Raw genomic sequence first — 16,867 nt, forward strand, 5'->3', positions numbered from 1 at the left:
ACATCCTGCCAGGGGAGCGTCGAATGGACCGAGGTAAGTCCACAGCCGTTTTAACATACGGCTGATTTGATCTCGGACCTCCGAGCCATCTTCCCACCCAGTGATGCATGCCTAAGCTCTGGGCATCACGTGCTCGGATAGACAAAAAGCTGCGCGAACACACCAATCACGAGCGTGGCAACCAGCGCTGTAATCATTACTGTTTCCGACCACCCGTCAGATCTGGCCAGTACCCCGTTGCTTCTACTGTAAATAGGAACGACGATGCGCAGATACACCGCCAGTGACAGTACGCTATTGATGATCGCCACGACGGCCAGCCAGGTGAACTGAACATCAATGGTCGCAGCAAACAGCATGAACTTGCCGACAAAGCCGGCCAGTGGCGGAATACCGACCAGCGATAGAAGGAAGATCACCATTGCAATGCCTGTCAGAGGCCGTGAACGCCCCAGTCCGCCAAAATCGTTCAGCGTACGTCCCGTTGCGGCAGCAACGGCAAAAGCACCCAGATTCATCGCGGCATAGGCAGCAGCGAACACGATGATGGATGGTAAGGCAAGCTCACTGGCTCCAATAGCCAAAATACCGAGAAGAAAATAGCCGGATTGGGCAATCGACGAATACGCCAGCAACCGGACAACGTTGTCCTGTACCAGCGCGGCGAGATAGCCGTAGGTCATGCTCAACACCGCCAAGACCGCGATGACGACAGTCCAACCGCTGTCCGGCGGCAGCTCACGAACCACCTGCGCGAGCGCAAACAGCGCACCAACCTTGGGAACTACAGACAGGTAGGCGGCAATCGACAGGGGGCCGCCCTCGTAGGCGTCGGGTGCCCAGAAATGAAACGGAACCAGCGATGCCTTGTAGCCCAGACCAACAACCACGGCCACAAACCCGAGCAGGACGGCCATCGGAATGGTGTCCATGCCCGGCAGATCCGCTAACAAGGTGGAACCGGCAGCACCAAACCAGTAGCTCAGGCCGAAAATCATGATGGCACCGGTGACCGAGGCGAACACGAAGAATTTCATGGCGGCCTCGGTAGCCGGGTCGGTGTCCGGATAGGCGACCAGGGCAAAGGTGGCCAACCCCGTCAACAGTGTGCCCAGCACCAGGAACATCGTATCGCCCGCGCCAGTCAGAGCCAAAGCACCCAGGGTGGCAAAGCACAGCAGGCTGTAGACCGTGCCCTCCCTTGCAGTGCCTCTTACATCCACCCGCGCCAGCAAGATGCTGAGCACGGTAGCGGGCAGCAGGATGAGCTTGGCCCAGACACTGAGCTCGTCAATGCGGAAACTGCCGCCGAACACTGTGGTGTCCGTGCCGATCAGCCGCAGAGTCAGGCCGGTGGCGGCGAGGAGCCCAGTGACCGCGACAAACAGAGAGAATCTCGGCTTGCGCAGCATTTCTGCGATCAGCGCGCCGACAGCCGTCAATAGTACGGCGATCTCTGGGATCAATAGCGCAAGGTCACGAGCCATTACAGCACCAGTGCCGATGTCGTCCGGTGAATGAGATCCAGCACCCAGGACGGCGCCACCCCCGTGGCGACGGTGAGCACCAGCAGTGGTGCCACGGCAAGCATTTCGCGCGCGCTCAGGTCAGGCATTTTATTCCAACGCTCCCGGGCCTCACCCAGAAAGGTCTCGCGCAGCGCCTTGAGAAAGACACCGGCGATAATGGCAATACCCAGAATCACAATAACCGCAGCGGGCGCACCACTCAACGTGGCAAGAAATATCTGGAACTCAGCCGGAAAATGCGCCAGCCCCGGCAGACCGAGGGATGCAAAGGCCGCCAACACAAATGACCAGCCCAGCATCGGGACCGTCTTGAGCAACCCCCCGAATTCGCTCATTTCGCGGGTATGGGCGCGATCCTGAATCATGCCAACCAGCAAGAACAGGGCGCCAGTGACCAGGCCATGACTGAACATCTGCAATACGGCACCGTCAAGCGCGGTGGCACGTATGCTTGGGTCCAGTGTCAGAGCCGCAACCGCAACACCGACGATTACATACCCCATGTGGTTGATCGAGGTATAGGCCACCAGGCGCTTTAGATCCGTCTGTGCCAGGGCAGCAAAGGCGCCGTATAGTGCGCTGACAACACCGAAGACCAGAACAACGACTCCGGCTTCACGAAAAGCCTCGGGGGTCATCTGCAGCGCGAAGCGCACCAATCCGTAGGTGCCGAATTTCAACATGATGCCGGCGAGGATGACACTGCCGACGGTCGGCGCCTGGACGTGAGCGGCGGGCAACCAGGTATGCAGCGGCACTGCGGGGATCTTTACCGCAAAGGTAATCAGCATGGCGACCAGGGCCCACATGGCTGCCGCCCCCTCCAGCGGCGGATTCTCGATCCATGCTCGCATGTCGAAGGTCGGTTCAGGACTGCCAAGGTAAAGCCCCAGGATGGCGAGCAACAACGGCAGGCTACCCAGCAGCGTGTAAATAAAGAACATTAGGGCGGCGCGCTGCCGGTCCTCGTGTCCCCACCCGGCGATCATGAAATACATCGACACCAGGGACACTTCAAAGAAGACGTAAAACAAAATCCCGTCGAGGGCGGTAAAGGTACCAATGGCTGCAGTCTCCAGAAGCAGTGCCAGGGCCACGTAGGCACGCGGACGTTCACGAAGTGACGAAGCGTAAATGAACGCAACCAGAAACAGCACCGCACTCAGCAACACCAACGGCAGACTGATACCATCAACACCGACCCGATAGGCAGCACCGATGGCAGGGATCCACTGTAGCTCCTCGACCTGGGAAAAGCCCGCGCCACTGGCGCCCTGCAACCACATGGCCAGAGCACCCACCAGGGTCAGGGCGGCACTGGCAATCGCTATGCCATGCACCGTGCGGGCCGTGGCCTTCGGCGAACACAGAATCAGCACTGCGCCGGCGAGTGGCAAAAACACGGTAAGAGAGACAAGTGGTAGCATGAAAAGCGGGTTCCTCTAGAAGCTCAGTGAAGCTAGCAGCAAAATGGGCAGTATGGCGGCGATGGCTCCTGCGCTGATGGCCAGACTACGGTGGATCAGACCACTTTGCAGGGTTCGCGCTCGCGCACCCATGGCGCGCACACTCGCCACCAGGGCAAAGATCAGACCGTCGATACTGCGTTCATCCCCGAGCCGCACAAACTTGGCGACAGTCAGGCTTCCACGACCAATGCGCAGCGTGGCCTGGTAAAAAAGCCCCTCCAAACGTTCACACTCCCGGGCAACGGCCATTACGGGCTGCGCTATCCAGGCAGTAAGACCGCCCGCAACCACCAGCCCCGATGCCGCCCATTGATGTACAGGGCCTAGCAGACGCTTGGCCGGCACCAGCCAGCCCAGCGCCAGGCCAACCAATGCGGCGACGAGTCCGGACAATATGACGCCGATACCCGCGGTTTCAGGAGCCGGTAGATCAAGCATTGTTTCGAGTGGACCAAAGGCGAGGCCCAGGCCGGCGGCGGGGATCGCCAGCCCCCAGACGCCCGCTCGCATCCAGCCAGTACCGGCGACCGGGCGAGTATCACCGGAGCCCTGCCAGAGCACGCGTAAAGCCCGGGCCATATAGGCGCCGGTCAGCAGAGTGCCTGCCAGGGCCAGGGAGCCGAGCCACACAGCGCCCTGCGCCGACAGGGCGGCTGCAATCACCGCATCCTTGGAGAAGAACCCGCTCAGTGGAGGAATGCCGGCCAGTGCCAGTGCTGCCAGCGCAAAGCCGGCGAAAGCCCAGGGCCTGGCGCGGCCAACACCCTTCAACTGATCGAAACCGGTACCCTCGCGGGCATGCTGTAAGTCGCCGGCAGCCAGGAACAGAGTGCTTTTGATGGCGGCATGGGCGAGCAGATGCAACAGCGCGGCCAGAGGAACACCGGCGCCCACTGCAATCAGCATCAGGCCGTATTGACTGGCCGTGGAAGCTGCGAGCAGGCGCTTGAGATCACGCTCGGCAAGCGCAATCACCCCGGCCGCCACGGTGGTGATACCACCGACAAGCCCGACAGCGAAAAGCGCTTCAGGGGTCAGCAACGGCGCAGTACGGATCAGCAGAATGGCACCCGCCGCCACCAGCGTGGCGGAGTGCAACAGCGCCGAAACCGGTGTCGGCCCCGCCATGGCGCGCATGAGCCAATCCTGCAAGGGGACCTGCGCAGACTTACCCATGGCAGCCAGCAACAACAGAAGCCCGGCGGCGGTCGATGCACTGTCGCCCGCCTCCAGCGAGGCGCCAATCTCACTGCTACCGGCCGACCCGATCAGCATGAATGCCGCCACGTAAAGCCCCAGATCGGCGCTGCGGGTATAGAGAAAGGCACGGCCGGCGGCGTTTGCGGCTTCGGGCCGTTGGAACCAGAAGCCGATCAGCAGGTAACTGCATAAACCGATCACCTCCCAGGCCGCCAGCAGCAGAACCCAGTCGCCAGCCAGCACCAACGCCTGCATGGCAGCCAGAAACAGAGACATCACGGCATAAAAACGCGCCTGACCAGACTCCCGCTTCATATAACCGACGGCGTAAATCAGCACAAATGTGCCCACCGTAGCCACCACGACGGCCAGCAGTGCCGTCAGCGGCCCGGCGACCAGTCGAAGCGGCATTTCCGGCAGGCCGGGCAGAAGCAGAGTGTCCCCCTGACCGCCAGCGACCCGGGCCAGAAGCCACAGACTTCCTGCCAGACTCAGCATTGCGCCGGACAGGGCCAGAGCAGGACTGCCCCGCCGCAGTACCAACACCGCCAAGGCGGCGATCAGCGGCGGTAATGTTGGCAGGAGCACAGCACTCATCCCTTCAGGTCCCCAGCTTCCTCCATTTCTACCGAGCCTTTGGCCCTGAAGCGGGCGATTGCGACGCCGAAGCCGACCGCCATTTCAACCGCCATGACGGTCATCACCACCAGCACGAACATCTGGCCGGAGTAGCTTTCGGGATGCAGAAAACGCCAGAAGGCCACCAGGTTCACCAGCGCGCCCGCGAGGATCAGTTCGACCCCCATCATGATCATCACCAGGTTGGTTTGGGACAATGCGCCATAGACACCGACGCCAAACAGGATTGCGCCGGTCACCAACGCCACGATCAGAACCAAAGTCATTCCGAACCCTCCTTGGCGGCATTATATGTAGGCGTTTGCACCGGTATCGCCACCGCCGTGGCTGCAATCATGGCGGTCAGGATCGTCACGCCGGCGGTTTCGAAGATCAGCATGGAACGCCCCAGCAGCTCCAGGCCCAGCGCCCGTGTCTGCATCGCCGCATCCGGCGCTTCGACCGTGACCGGCCCCCAGTCGGCCAGAAGCGCGACCGCAATCGCGGCGCCGGCAGCCACCACCCCGGCACCTATAGAGAAGCTCTTCTGGTGGCTCATGTCCATGCCGCCCATTCCTCCTGGATCCATCATGAACATCACCATGAAGATGGCCATAATACTCATCTCCGTGGCCATCATCATGATCTGGAGCACACCCAGGAATTCCGTCTGCATCACCAGAAACATGCAGCCTATGGCCGTCTGAGAAAACAGTAACGCCAGCGCAGAGCGCATCATGGAGGAGGTGCGAAACACCACCACGCCGAAGCCGATGGCAGCCAGTCCAAAGACAGCGAGAAAAAAAGCCTGAGCGTACATTAGGGCACCACCAGAACCAGTAGACCGACAATAATGATATTCAGCAGAGCCAGGGGAATTCCCAGCGTCCAGCACCACCTCATCAGATCCGCCTCGCGAATGCGCGGCAGATAACGACCAACCAGCAGCATCGACACGGCCACCGCCAGGGTCTTGATCAGGCTCCAGGCCCACGGCGGCAGCAGCGGTCCGTGCCAGCCGCCGAGATAGAACACCGAGGTCGCGGAAGCCAGCGTGACCACCAGCGTCAGCCGGGCAAGGCGCAGAACCGCCAGGCGCACGCCGGTATATTCGGCATCCACACCTCCGCCAAGCTCCCCTTCTGCGGTTGGCAGGTCGAAAGGCGCGCGGAACGCCAGCGCCATGGCGGCAATGAAAAACAGAACAAAACCAAGGGGCTGATAGACAATGTTCCACAAGCCTTCCTGGGAGCCAACGATCACTGTGCTCACCAGGGACTCGGCACGCATGGCCACCGCTGTTATAGGCATCACAATGAGCATGGCGTAAGCGATCAGCTGGCCAAGGAATCGCCAGCCGCCGATCATGGCATAGGCCCCATTAGGGCCCCAACCCGCCATGATCAGCGCGACCAGCACATAGGCAAGTGCTGCGTTAATGAACAGGGCGCCGGTGGCCAGATCCGCGATCACCAGGGCAGGCGCCAGCGGCAGCACCGCGGCACCAAGCACCGCAACCACCAGAAGCAATATCGGCGCCGCCTCGAAAAAGACCCGGTCCGGCGTGCGCGGTACAATGGACTCGCGGCCAAGGTGCGCCAGGCCACTGAGGAGTGGGGCAGTTAGCCGTAGACGACCGGTTGTGGTCCAGGCCTCGATTACGGCGAGCAGCCAGGCACTGCCGAACAACGCAAGCAACACGATGGCAACGTTCACGCGATCACCTCCCAGGGCGACAGGTCCAGTGACCCGACCGCCACCAGCGCGTCGCCAAGCTCCCGCCCCTCGACAAGCTTTGCCACCAGGCCGATATGGTGGCTGCAGGCGGTGTCCAGGTTATAGGATTTCACCTGGCCGTGCTCCAGAGTCACACTCAACTGAGCCTCTCCCCGTGGCGTTTCCACGATTGCCTCACCGACCCCGGATGCATGGCCGATGGTTCGCAGAGTGGGCAACTCCGGTTCTCCATTCGCCTTGATGAATTCGATGCTCGTCGTGATTTCAGCCAGGCGCTGCCACAGGCGCGCCCAGGCATCACCGGCTCCGCCCGCAGCGCGCGCCACGGGGCCACGCAGGCCAGAAGAACTTGCGGGCAATAGCCCAATACCTCTCATCCTCGCCCTAAGCAAAGGCGTCCGTCCGATACGGGTAGCCAGAGCCCTCAGTGCCGGTTCAAGCTCAGTGAGCCGCGCCTGGCTGGCGTGCCGAATTTTCAGTTGCAAGTCCGACGCACGGTGTATCAACCACACAAAGCCAAGCTGACGCCCCAACTGGGCCAGCCAACCCAGATGACTGGCAATCCGCTCCCGCTCCAGGGCACAGGCCCGGGCGGTCGCCGGATCGTCCTCCAGCCCGGCCGCCCGCTCGATAGCCACGCAGGCCAACAGGCGGTAGCTCACCGCGGCCAGAGGCATTGCAGCCGACAGACACTCAATGAAGGTCTCGGCATCCATCGTTTCGGCTTCGGTGGCCATACCCACCAGGGTTGTCGCCTGCCCCTCAGTCACCCCATCGCCGTCGAGCGTCAGCGTCAACTTAAGACCACCCGGTAAGCCGGGGAAGACCGGACCGAAGGGCACCTCAAGCCAGTCCATCGCCAGACCATCGGCACTGCGAGGCAGGTCTTTGGTGACTTCGATCATGGACATGAATCCCGAGGCACCATGATCATGGCCACTGTGATCGCGTCCACCATGATTATGCCCGCCGTGATCGTGTCCACCATGATTATGCCCGCCGTGATCGTGGCCGGCATGCTCATGTTCTGCGCGAGCATCGGATTGATCGTGCTGATGTCCATGATCATGGCAGTGTTCGTGCCCATGGTGCTCATGGCCATGATGCTTGTGTCCGTGATCATGATGCTGTTCGTGTTCATGGTCGTGCCCGTGCTCCGGAGCCGACTCCCCGGCTTCCCGGGCTACCAGGTCCATTCCACACTTGGGGCAACTGCCCGGTTCGTCCTGAACAACTTCCGGGTGCATGGGGCAGACATACTCAATTCTGGTATGCAGAACCGATGATTCGAAGTCCTCAGATGATGCGGCAAAGACGCCTTCGGCCAATGCCCGCTGCAGCCGACCTACGGCGTCCGTCAGGTTCTCCTGCGAAAGGCCTGCGGAAATATCAGCGTTCGGTAAAGATGACGGTGTTTGTCCGCCCAACATGACGACGGCGCGTGGCCGGGGCATCTGCGCGTAGAGCACTGCCACGGCCTCGCCCATTTTCTCTGGCAGCTCTCCGACAATCAGGAGTACGCCCGCGTCGCGCGGCGTCGCGGTTGTACGCATGCCTGCGGCCTTGACATCCAGACCATGCGCCAGGGCCACCTCCGGCCCCGGGACGATCAGACAGCCCAGACTACGCACCAGGGCCCGCGAGACCCACCTCTGCAGTGTTGTGAAACGCTCCCGGTGCTGGCGCGCGCCAGCCCTGGATAATTCTGGATTAGAAGTCATTGCCGCCTCAGAGCACCCTGGCTCCAGCCATAGAGCAGGCCGAGAAAGAGAATGGCAAGGAATACGCCCATATCGTACAAAGCAACCAGCCCTACTTCCTTGTACACAACTGCCCAGGGGTACATAAACGCCATCTCCATATCGAAGGCCAGGAACAGCAAGGCGTAACCGTAGTAGCGTGCATGATAGCGCCCCCATACCGGATCCCGCGACAAGACTCCGGAACTCGCCGGTACATCCTTACCCGGCTCTTGGCGTGTCGGACCTATCGCGCGGGCAAGCCCGTACAGGACAAAAACCGTAGCTGCGATTCCGAGCACCAAGGCAAGCAGCAGACGGTACTGCTCCAAAACACTCATCGTCTAATCCTCAAGTCGCGCAACCAAACATACCCTCCGCCCCTCACCAGAGACAAGATTAATATGGACTTAACTCGATTCTTGGTTCCGCGTGAGCGAACCGTAATGTCTAAGTGAACAAAGGCTAAGAACTCCCCCTCAGGTATCCTTACTCCAGTCCATGATGCTTGCCTTCGTATACCTTGACGTTCCTGATCTCGCCTCCTTCATTGACCAATTCGTAATTATTGCCGGGTAAAGGCTTTATTCGGTTGCAAGAATAGTCGCGTCCGTACACCGATGTGCAAAATTTGCCATCTTTCACCTCCCATCTTCCTATGTAGTGGGTAAGGTTTCCCTGATGTTCGCGATATTTGGTCATTCCATAGATCGAACCATCAGGATCATAGTACTCATGAAAAGTCCGAGTTCGGAAATCATCCTGAGCATCTCGAAATTCCATTTGCACCGTGTTTCCAACGACTAAACTAGCAACATCTTCGCCAGAAAGAACCTCTTCAGCCTGCGCCAACGGCACTTGCAAAAACAGCAAACATACAAGCAGTTTTAGATTTGTTGCTTTCATTTGGTTATCTCCCGTTTTTATTCAATAATTGTCAGAACATTGACAGTATAACGTAAGCTATATCTTATATTTGTAAAAAGCTCAATGCGCTGGTCAGACTACAACAACCCATTTAGTTCCCGTTCCGCTCATTAGGCCATTCACTAAAAGCGATAAAGTAGAGGAGAATCAGGTTGACGACGGGGATCAGTATCAAGACGCCCATCCACCCCGGGTAGCCCGTTCGCTGGCAAATACGCCAGGCCGGTATCACCACCACAATGCCAATCACCAGCATCCAGAGCCAGTGACCTGCCCACATTGTGTTGCCAAACATATTGCCTTCCATCATTGTGCTCTCCTCCCTATTGACATCTGATTAGTCGTGATCATGGGCATGGGTTTCATCATGTCCCGAATGTCCGGATTCCCGGAACCTTTTCAGGAAAATCTGCTCCGAGGAGGCGATAACAACCATCGTGACAACCGCAACGCCAATCACAAATGGGTCGGAGTTCAGTTTGACCCAGACAAAACCTCCAAGTACGAGCAAATCCAGGAAGATAGCAACCGCAGGCACCCACGCCTCTGCCTTCACATCGTTACGCAAATAACGAAGGATCCCCCAGTGAATGGCAATATCCATTACCAAGTAGAACACAATACCGAGTGCTGCAATCCGGGAGAGATCAAAGAACGCCGTCAGAACCAGTCCTAGAACCACGGTATACACCAGCGCGTGCTTTTGGATACTGCCGGGCATGCCGAAATGGCGATGGGGAACCAGCTTCATTTCGGTTAACATCGCCAGCATACGGGAGACCGCAAAAATACTGGCGAGAATCCCTCCGGCAGTGGCCATCATGGCAATGGCAACAGTGAACCAGACAGCGAACTCTCCAAGCGCCGGGCGAGCGGCGGCAGCAAGCGAATAGTCCTGCGTTTCGATGATTTCGCTTAGAGACAAATTACTGGCAACAGCGAATCCCACCAAGGTATAAATAACCACGCAGGCAGCGATGGAAATAACGATAGCTCGCCCTACATTTCGCTTAGGATCTATCACTTCAGAACCGCTGTTAGTGATAGTGGTAAAGCCTTTAAAGGCAAGTATTCCAAGTGCCGTTGCCCCAAGGAAGTTTCCCGTTGCCCCCGCCTCCCCCGCGCTCGAGAAATCCACTTCCAAGCTATCAGCAACCCAGACACCCACAATTCCAAAAACCAATATGCCCCCGATCTTTAAGATGCCTATAAAAGAAGCCACACCCTGAATCATTCGGTTGCCCAGAAGGTTGATCAGAAATGCCGCAAGAATCAGGGATACGCCAAGAATCGGCACCATTCGGCCGCTTTCATCGCCACCAAACAATTGCATGGTGTAAGCGCCGAAGGTACGAGCGAGAAAGCTCTGAGCGATCACCATGGAGAAATACATCAGCAGTGCATTGAAAGCCGTAGGTAACCGATTACCGTAGGCTTTATGCAAGTACATACCGATACCACCGGCAGAGGGATAAGCATTCGAAATCTTGATGTAGGAATAAGCACTGAAACTGACGATCACCGCCGCAGCCAGGAATGCCAACGGGAAGAGAACACCCGTCATTTGTGCCATCTGTCCTGTCAGAGCAAAAATACCGGCGCCAATCATGACGCCGGTACCTAACATGACTGTTCCCGGGAGGGTCAGACTGCCTTCCCTGTAGCGAGTAGTTCGGTCCTGCTCCCTGCTCATTTAACCTCCAGTCATTTTCGTTTCATTGGTGGAATCTTTGAACAGCAAAACGGATCATGTTTTGCGTTGGCACGAACGTTTTCATCCGTAAACCGGTACCACGCCAATTTTCTTTGAGTCCACCACCCTGATTTCAATCGACCACCATGCGCTTCAATAGCCTCTAGCAACTCGTCGGTGGACCAATGAGTTCCATCAAAAGTGACATGTAGCCGATTATTTGGCTTGCGCTCGGCGAAATCGACACATGGGTGATGGTTGAGTTCGTGAATAAAGTCAGGCCACTCACTGTCTTTAAAACCTTCCACAGCAAGTTTCCGTCGCAGCAGGAACTGCTCCTGATTCGATGCTTTATGTGCTTTAGTCATGGTAGGCACCTCTTTGCCTATTCATTTCACAACAATGAAAGCATGCGGACCTGAACTGCGACTGAAAATCGACAAAGGCTGTCGAAGAATTTGACGAGAATCAAAAAAAGAGCCAGGACAAACCCTGGCTCTTTTATTCAATCAGAAAACGACACGGGCACCGATGACTGCAAACCAGTCTCCAGTACCACCGCCCTCAGCTCTTGCGAAATCTGCGCTATCGCCGTACTTACGTTCATGCACGACACCCACATAGGGCGAAAAGGCGCGATCAATCAGATCATAGCGAAGTCTGAGCCCGGTCTCGGTGGAAACCAAGCCTTTACCGACGCCTATTTCCTTATCCTCGCTAAACGCCACCGTCGCATCCAGCGTTGCGCCCAGCACCCAGTAGTTGGTGACCAGCAATTCGTATTCTGCGTCGAGTTCGGCTGAAGTATCTCCTTCCTTGCTCACATACAGACTTGCATCTACCTCAAACCACTGCGGCGCCAATCCGGCGACACCCAGCACTGCATAGGTGCGGTCCGGCCCCTCAGGGGTATCAAAACGTACGCCGGCTTTCGCGTCGAAGAATTTGGAAATGGGTATCTGGCCAACCAGCTGGTTTTCCAATGTTGCGTAGGCCTGCTCCTGGATTTCATACTCCCCAGCAGTTAGCAACCGGACTTTAAAATCATCCGTACCGTAGAAGGCATCCGCGTTCCAGACTCCCAACTCCTCGTCGTCGTCACTGTACCGGTATTCAAACTCCTCAAACTGAACACCCCATGTTGTTAGCGGTTGCTTACGGGCGGTGGTGTCGGAGATCATTTCCTGAGCCACGACCACCGTCGGGAATACGAAGGACGCAAGCAGGCTGATAGCGACAATGGATCGAATACGGCTCACGCCTCACCTCCTTCTTCACCAAAAACGTTTGTTTTGACCTGCGCGGACTCAGGGCCGCCTTCGACAATCACCTTCCGGAACATCCCGGCGGCCGCATGGTAGGACAAGTGACAGTGGAAAGCCCACTGGCCTGGCTCGTCCACCTCTGTTTCCATATACACAGTGGTGCCTGGCTGGACACTGACCGTGTGCTTGATCGGGTTCCACTGGCCTGCACCAACATCGAGAATGGACCACATACCGTGCAGGTGCATGGGGTGAGTCATCATGGTTTCATTCACAAACTTGAAGCGGACCCGCTCACCGTATTTGAGACGAATCGGATCAGCGTCCTCATACTTCACTCCGTTAATGCTCCAGGTATAGCGCTCCATGTTGCCGGTCAATCGAAGCTCGATTTCACGGGTCGGTTCGCGGTCCTCATACAGCGGATCCTGAGCCTTCAAGTCAGCATACGACAAAAACTTGCCGCCATTGGCAGCTTCAGGCACTAGACCACTGCCCCTGGCGTAAAAAGGATCGCTTTTTCCTTCGCTCCCCATCGACATGGAACCATGGTCCATACCAGACATGGCCGAATGATCCATGTTTTTCATAGTCCCATGATTCATACTCCCCATGCTGGAATGCTCCATCCCGTCCGCACTACTCATTTCCATGTTTCCATGATCCATGCCAGACATACTGCCGTGGTCCATACCGGGCATACCGCCCATATCAGCCATGGTCAGTCGGGCGGCTTCACGCAATTGCGGCACGGCTGCTTCCATGCCATCTTCCGTAGCCAGCGTAGCCCTTGCATATCCTGAACGCCCCATGGATTCGGCGAAGATGGTGTAAGCCTGCTCGTCCCTCGGGCGCACGATCACATCGTAGGTTTCCGCCACACCAATCCGGAACTCATCGACACTAACCGGCTGCACGTTGTTGCCATCGGCTTGCACGACCGTCATATCCAGGCCGGGGATCCGGACGTCGAAATAGGTCATTGCCGAGGAGTTGATGAAACGCAGGCGAATGCGTTCGCCCGGCTCAAAAATTCCGGTCCAGTTCTGGTCCGGCCCTTTCCCGTTGATCAGGCCGGTAAAGCCCTGCAGGTCCTCAACGTCCGCTTTCATCATGCGCATGTCGCCCCACGCCATCCGGTCCCGGACCGTATTCATCAGGCCGTTCTTGGACACGTCTGTGAAGAATTCACCCACGGTCTGTTGTTTGCGATTGTAATAGTCCGACATCATTTTCAGGTTGCGCATAATGCGGTCACCGGAATGGGGATGCTTGTCAGTCAGCTGTACCACGTATTCGCGATCATAACGGAACGGCTCACGCTCTTTGGGCTCGATAACAATGGCACCGTAGGCACCGTCCGGCTCCTGAAAACCAGAGTGGCTGTGAAACCAATAGGTACCAGCCTGCTGGATCGGGAACTCATAGGTGAACGTTTCCCCTGGCTGAATGCCCGGGAAGCTGATACCAGGCACGCCGTCCTGATCAAATGGAAGAATGAGTCCGTGCCAATGGATAGACGTCGTCTCATCCAGGTTGTTGGTCACGTTGATCCTGACGTTTTCTCCTTCTTTAAATCGCAATACCGGCCCTGGGGAGGCACCGTTATACCCAATACCTTCTTTGACGAAATCTCCGGTATCGATTTCGACCCTGTCAACCGTCAAGTTGTACTCGCCAGCTAAAACCAGCCCCGGCAGCAGGAGGCCAAAGACCCCTGCAAGAAAGCGCATATTCATCTGCCTTACCTCAATGCAATCAACGGTGAAGCCGGGTTGTAGACGGGAGCAACAACCCGGACATTCCAGATCTTCATAGCAATGGATTATTCAAAATTAACATCGCCGTACATACCGGCCTGGTAGTGCCCGGGCACGTTGCAGGCAAACTCGATATTGCCTTTATCGGAGAATTTCCAGACAACTTCCTTGCTTTGGCCAGGCTCCAGCAGAACGCTGTTGGGGTCGTCATGCTTCATGGTTTTACCGTTCCCCATATCCATGGTCATCATGTCCCGGTTCAGCTTGCCGCCCTGAATCACGCCATGCTCGACCATCATCATCATTTCTTTCTGGTGAGCCTCATGCATGGAAGGGGTTCCGATGTTGAATTCGTGCACCAGGTTGCCCTTGTTCTTTACAACAAAACGCACGGTTTCACCGGGCTTAACGGTGACTTTCTCAGGGACATAATAGTTGTCGTGCATTTCAACGGTGACAGTGCGCGCAACCTCGGAAACCTTACCGGGCTCTCCGCTGCTAGCCCCATGGTGACCGCCACCATGAACACCACCGGCAAAAGCGCCTGCAGACAAAGAAAGCGCTACACCGACGACCATAAGTTTTGATGCATTCATACCAGCTTCTCCTGTGGAATCATTCAATAACAATCAATCGCATTTCAAGGACACTTGATCGATGTCCAGAATCGTTCGCTAGCATCGCTTACCAACCTGAATTCTTACTGAAAATTCAAAAAAAATAATTTAGGCTGAATTCACGATCATGAAAGACACTACGTCTAGTTCACAGACATAGCCCAGAAAAAAGGAAAAAAATGCGCTTACTACTGGTAGAAGACGATCAACTACTCTCACGCAGCCTTACGCAACAGTTTGAAAAGTCAGGATTTAGCGTGGACCGAGCTTACACTGCAAAAGAGGCGATGGTTCTGAGCGAACAGGAAGAATATAAGGTGGGTATATTGGACCTGGGACTGCCTGACGGTAACGGTTTGGATATAGTGAAAAAATTGCGCGCCAAAAATATAAATTTCCCCATACTAATCTTGACGGCGCGAGATGACTGGCATGACAAAGTAGCCGGACTGAAGGCTGGAGCAGACGACTACCTTGCGAAGCCCTTCCAGACCGAAGAGTTAATAGCAAGACTAAATGCCATTGTTCGCAGAAGCGAAGGGAGAACTAACGCACTGGTAAAAGCAGGCCGTTTCGTACTGGATGAGAATCGTCAATGCTTGTCGGTGGATGATGGACCTGATCATCTACTAACCGGAACAGAGTTTCGTCTTCTGCGCTGTCTGATGAGCAAGCCGGGCTATGTCTTTTCAAAAGATCAATTACTGGAGCAGCTTTACAGTCTAGAAGATAGTCCGAGTGCGAACGTTATCGAGGCGTACATTCGAAGACTGAGAATACTGGTCGGAAACTCCACCATCTCGACTCGACGCGGCCAAGGCTATATGTTTAACGATGATGTTTAAAAAACCTGCGTCTGTAAAAGGCACCCTGCTTGCGTTACTTCTGCCCGCAAGTGTTACCTTGATGGCAATTGCCTGGTTTGCTCATGGCACCTTGCTGGAAAGGATGGCCCGTGAATTTGTCAAGGACAGGTTAAAAGAAGAGGTTTCGTTCCTAGAACACCAAATTCGAGATAGCGACGGTACTTTCGACGACCTTAAGACTGGCGACTACTTTCAGCGCGTATTCCATCATGCTTTCGTTCAGCACTCCGAATCCGAGACCGTCATTTCTCCTGATTCTTGGGCACCGCTTTTGGCGCCGCTCATCGATTCGGCAAAAGAGGGCATAATTCGGATAAAGAACACGGAAGTGCCAGAGGCTCCATCAGACATTCTGGCTTATCGAAGCTCCTTCATAGCGGGCGAAAAACCGTTTGTGGTTATTGTTGGGGAAGACCTTGGCGCCTTGAAGAATAGTCAGACAGAGCTGCATGCTTGGACGGCGATCGCATCTCTCGTACTTATCTCGTTATTGGTTTGCGCAATCTGGTTCGGCATCAATCTGTCTATGCGGTCTGTCACTCGACTCAAGGCGTCACTTAAGAAACTTCAAGATGGAAGGGTTTCGCGCATTGATATGAGCGTTCCCGAGGAGTTTCTTCCTCTCGTCGAACAGTTGAACCATTTACTTGACTCGCTTGATCAACGACTGGACCGTTCCAGGGATGCACTGGCAAACCTATCACATAGCGTCAAAACGCCGATTGCGGCGGTACAGCAAATTCTTGGAGACACCTCAAGACCACTAGATAGCGAATTAAGGCAACACTTAGCAGTGCGCCTCAGCGACATTGATAAGCAACTTGAAGCGGAAATGCGCCGCAGTCGGTTTGCCGGCCCGCACATCGGAAAAAGCTCTTTTCCAATAGAAAAAGCAAGGGATCTAGTGTGGATGATGGGGAGACTGTATCCCGACAAATCCTTTGAGCTTTCCGCTTCACTTCCGAAGAGTATCCGTTGGCCAATTGAAGAGTACGACTTATCTGAAATACTGGGAATCTTGCTGGACAACGCCGGGAAATGGTCTCACAAAGAGGTTGAGCTATTGCTGGAACAACGCGGCCCCACCAAGCGAATTGTCGTGACAGACGATGGTCCCGGCGTTGACAAATCCGAATTAAGCAAGCTCGGCCAAAGGGGACTAAGGCTGGACCAACAGACCCCAGGCCACGGGCTCGGTCTTGCAATAGTTCAAGACATTGTTAGCCGGTATGGCGGGAAGCTCGTTTTCTCGAATAGCCCCAGTGGAGGACTACGGGTCGTGATTGAGTTTTAGAGTCCAGTATGCACTGTCGAGCTTGTAGTCGGTCATTCCCTATTATCCCTGAGAATAATAGGGAATGACCTGAATTTGCCTCAATGCCCGAATTTGACGAGTTATTGTCAAATCTGGTGTATGACCATCAGGCAGCGCTCCTGTCAGATTGAT

General features: G+C 56.1%; 18 protein-coding genes and 1 pseudogene. 3 read left to right on the forward strand and 16 right to left on the reverse strand.

The genetic code is table 11. From position 1 onward, the window contains the following. Window positions 1-125: 125 nt before the first annotated feature. From ACFC20_RS15080 to ACFC20_RS15110, 7 genes are read right to left on the reverse strand one after another with little or no spacing between them, the layout of a single operon-like run. Window positions 126-1,487: an NADH-quinone oxidoreductase subunit N gene (locus ACFC20_RS15080; protein ID WP_375193728.1), complete on the reverse strand. Its 1,362-nt coding sequence runs from the start codon at window positions 1,485-1,487 to the stop codon at window positions 126-128. After that, window positions 1,487-2,956, reverse strand: a complete 1,470-nt coding sequence (locus tag ACFC20_RS15085) for a NuoM family protein (RefSeq protein ID WP_375193729.1) — start codon at window positions 2,954-2,956, stop codon at window positions 1,487-1,489. Before ACFC20_RS15085 ends, ACFC20_RS15080 begins: the two co-directional genes overlap by 1 nt. Window positions 2,957-2,971: 15 nt before the next feature. Further along, the gene (locus ACFC20_RS15090) at window positions 2,972-4,795 is read right to left on the reverse strand and encodes an NADH-quinone oxidoreductase subunit L (RefSeq protein ID WP_375193730.1); all 1,824 of its coding nucleotides are present in this window, start codon (window positions 4,793-4,795) and stop codon (window positions 2,972-2,974) included. Beyond that, on the reverse strand, window positions 4,792-5,103 hold the full coding sequence (gene nuoK, locus ACFC20_RS15095; RefSeq protein WP_136629424.1) for an NADH-quinone oxidoreductase subunit NuoK: 312 nt from the start codon (window positions 5,101-5,103) through the stop codon (window positions 4,792-4,794). Before nuoK ends, ACFC20_RS15090 begins: the two co-directional genes overlap by 4 nt. Further along, entirely contained in the window at window positions 5,100-5,636 is a 537-nt protein-coding gene (locus tag ACFC20_RS15100; RefSeq protein WP_374964508.1) for an NADH-quinone oxidoreductase subunit J, read from the reverse strand. The genes nuoK and ACFC20_RS15100 overlap by 4 nt, the downstream gene beginning before the upstream one ends. After that, complete coding sequence (locus ACFC20_RS15105; protein WP_136629426.1) at window positions 5,636-6,532, reverse strand: complex I subunit 1 family protein; 897 nt, start codon at window positions 6,530-6,532, stop codon at window positions 5,636-5,638. The genes ACFC20_RS15100 and ACFC20_RS15105 overlap by 1 nt, the downstream gene beginning before the upstream one ends. After that, window positions 6,529-7,458: a Ni Fe-hydrogenase III large subunit gene (locus ACFC20_RS15110; protein ID WP_375193734.1), complete on the reverse strand. Its 930-nt coding sequence runs from the start codon at window positions 7,456-7,458 to the stop codon at window positions 6,529-6,531. Before ACFC20_RS15110 ends, ACFC20_RS15105 begins: the two co-directional genes overlap by 4 nt. 27 nt (window positions 7,459-7,485) lie before the next feature. On the opposite strand from ACFC20_RS15110, the gene ACFC20_RS15115 reads away from it, so the two are divergent. Next, entirely contained in the window at window positions 7,486-7,839 is a 354-nt protein-coding gene (locus ACFC20_RS15115) for a hypothetical protein (RefSeq protein ID WP_375193735.1), read from the forward strand. Here the strand turns inward: ACFC20_RS15115 and ACFC20_RS15120 are convergent. The 9 genes and pseudogenes from ACFC20_RS15120 to ACFC20_RS15160 form a co-directional block, all read right to left on the reverse strand. Next, a pseudogene (locus tag ACFC20_RS15120) lies at window positions 7,771-8,274 on the reverse strand (hypothetical protein); the annotation flags it as partial. The gene ACFC20_RS15115 and the pseudogene ACFC20_RS15120 overlap by 69 nt on opposite strands. Continuing rightward, window positions 8,271-8,633 (reverse strand): NADH-quinone oxidoreductase subunit A, encoded by a 363-nt coding sequence (locus ACFC20_RS15125; protein ID WP_136629427.1) that lies wholly within the window; start codon window positions 8,631-8,633, stop codon window positions 8,271-8,273. The gene ACFC20_RS15125 and the pseudogene ACFC20_RS15120, both read right to left, overlap by 4 nt. 148 nt (window positions 8,634-8,781) lie before the next feature. Further along, a complete protein-coding gene (locus tag ACFC20_RS15130) occupies window positions 8,782-9,198 on the reverse strand; it encodes a hypothetical protein (RefSeq protein ID WP_136629428.1) in 417 nt (138 codons plus the stop codon). A 112-nt stretch (window positions 9,199-9,310) separates the two neighbouring features. After that, window positions 9,311-9,529 carry a hypothetical protein gene (locus ACFC20_RS15135; RefSeq protein ID WP_136629516.1) on the reverse strand — a complete coding sequence of 73 codons (219 nt, stop codon included), beginning with the start codon at window positions 9,527-9,529 and terminating at the stop codon, window positions 9,311-9,313. A gap of 27 nt (window positions 9,530-9,556) precedes the next feature. Continuing rightward, window positions 9,557-10,912 (reverse strand): APC family permease, encoded by a 1,356-nt coding sequence (locus ACFC20_RS15140; protein WP_374964502.1) that lies wholly within the window; start codon window positions 10,910-10,912, stop codon window positions 9,557-9,559. Window positions 10,913-10,923: 11 nt separating this feature from the next. Then, window positions 10,924-11,280 (reverse strand): hypothetical protein, encoded by a 357-nt coding sequence (locus tag ACFC20_RS15145; RefSeq protein ID WP_375193731.1) that lies wholly within the window; start codon window positions 11,278-11,280, stop codon window positions 10,924-10,926. 141 nt (window positions 11,281-11,421) lie between these two features. Then, window positions 11,422-12,171: a copper resistance protein B gene (locus ACFC20_RS15150; protein WP_375193732.1), complete on the reverse strand. Its 750-nt coding sequence runs from the start codon at window positions 12,169-12,171 to the stop codon at window positions 11,422-11,424. Further along, the gene (locus ACFC20_RS15155) at window positions 12,168-13,916 is read right to left on the reverse strand and encodes a copper resistance system multicopper oxidase (RefSeq protein ID WP_375193733.1); all 1,749 of its coding nucleotides are present in this window, start codon (window positions 13,914-13,916) and stop codon (window positions 12,168-12,170) included. The genes ACFC20_RS15150 and ACFC20_RS15155 overlap by 4 nt, the downstream gene beginning before the upstream one ends. Before the next feature lie 86 nt (window positions 13,917-14,002). Next, window positions 14,003-14,533, reverse strand: coding sequence for a cupredoxin domain-containing protein (locus ACFC20_RS15160; RefSeq protein ID WP_374964497.1), 531 nt, complete (start codon window positions 14,531-14,533; stop codon window positions 14,003-14,005). 200 nt (window positions 14,534-14,733) lie between these two features. Between ACFC20_RS15160 and ACFC20_RS15165 the strand changes: the two genes are divergently transcribed. Together ACFC20_RS15165 and ACFC20_RS15170 are read left to right on the forward strand one after the other, a co-directional pair. Further along, window positions 14,734-15,399, forward strand: a complete 666-nt coding sequence (locus ACFC20_RS15165) for a response regulator transcription factor (RefSeq protein ID WP_374964495.1) — start codon at window positions 14,734-14,736, stop codon at window positions 15,397-15,399. Then, the gene (locus tag ACFC20_RS15170) at window positions 15,389-16,714 is read left to right on the forward strand and encodes an ATP-binding protein (RefSeq protein ID WP_136630110.1); all 1,326 of its coding nucleotides are present in this window, start codon (window positions 15,389-15,391) and stop codon (window positions 16,712-16,714) included. The genes ACFC20_RS15165 and ACFC20_RS15170 overlap by 11 nt, the downstream gene beginning before the upstream one ends. The last annotated feature ends 153 nt before the right edge of the window (window positions 16,715-16,867 follow it).

Origin of the sequence: Marinobacter sp. (assembly GCF_041984545.1) — a bacterium.
Taxonomy (GTDB): Bacteria; Pseudomonadota; Gammaproteobacteria; order Pseudomonadales; family Oleiphilaceae; genus Marinobacter.

Coding starts and splice junctions, on each gene's coding strand:
- ACFC20_RS15155 (WP_375193733.1), bottom strand. CDS start 13,916: ATGAATATGCGCTTTCTTGCAGGGGTCTTTGGCCTCCTGCTGCCGGGG.
- ACFC20_RS15100 (WP_374964508.1), bottom strand. CDS start 5,636: ATGTACGCTCAGGCTTTTTTTCTCGCTGTCTTTGGACTGGCTGCCATC.
- ACFC20_RS15145 (WP_375193731.1), bottom strand. CDS start 11,280: ATGACTAAAGCACATAAAGCATCGAATCAGGAGCAGTTCCTGCTGCGA.
- ACFC20_RS15115 (WP_375193735.1), top strand. CDS start 7,486: ATGGCCACTGTGATCGCGTCCACCATGATTATGCCCGCCGTGATCGTG.
- ACFC20_RS15140 (WP_374964502.1), bottom strand. CDS start 10,912: ATGAGCAGGGAGCAGGACCGAACTACTCGCTACAGGGAAGGCAGTCTG.
- ACFC20_RS15160 (WP_374964497.1), bottom strand. CDS start 14,533: ATGAATGCATCAAAACTTATGGTCGTCGGTGTAGCGCTTTCTTTGTCT.
- ACFC20_RS15110 (WP_375193734.1), bottom strand. CDS start 7,458: ATGATCGAAGTCACCAAAGACCTGCCTCGCAGTGCCGATGGTCTGGCG.
- ACFC20_RS15090 (WP_375193730.1), bottom strand. CDS start 4,795: ATGAGTGCTGTGCTCCTGCCAACATTACCGCCGCTGATCGCCGCCTTG.
- ACFC20_RS15130 (WP_136629428.1), bottom strand. CDS start 9,198: ATGAAAGCAACAAATCTAAAACTGCTTGTATGTTTGCTGTTTTTGCAA.
- ACFC20_RS15165 (WP_374964495.1), top strand. CDS start 14,734: ATGCGCTTACTACTGGTAGAAGACGATCAACTACTCTCACGCAGCCTT.
- ACFC20_RS15080 (WP_375193728.1), bottom strand. CDS start 1,487: ATGGCTCGTGACCTTGCGCTATTGATCCCAGAGATCGCCGTACTATTG.
- ACFC20_RS15135 (WP_136629516.1), bottom strand. CDS start 9,529: ATGATGGAAGGCAATATGTTTGGCAACACAATGTGGGCAGGTCACTGG.
- ACFC20_RS15085 (WP_375193729.1), bottom strand. CDS start 2,956: ATGCTACCACTTGTCTCTCTTACCGTGTTTTTGCCACTCGCCGGCGCA.
- ACFC20_RS15170 (WP_136630110.1), top strand. CDS start 15,389: ATGATGTTTAAAAAACCTGCGTCTGTAAAAGGCACCCTGCTTGCGTTA.
- ACFC20_RS15125 (WP_136629427.1), bottom strand. CDS start 8,633: ATGAGTGTTTTGGAGCAGTACCGTCTGCTGCTTGCCTTGGTGCTCGGA.
- nuoK (WP_136629424.1), bottom strand. CDS start 5,103: ATGACTTTGGTTCTGATCGTGGCGTTGGTGACCGGCGCAATCCTGTTT.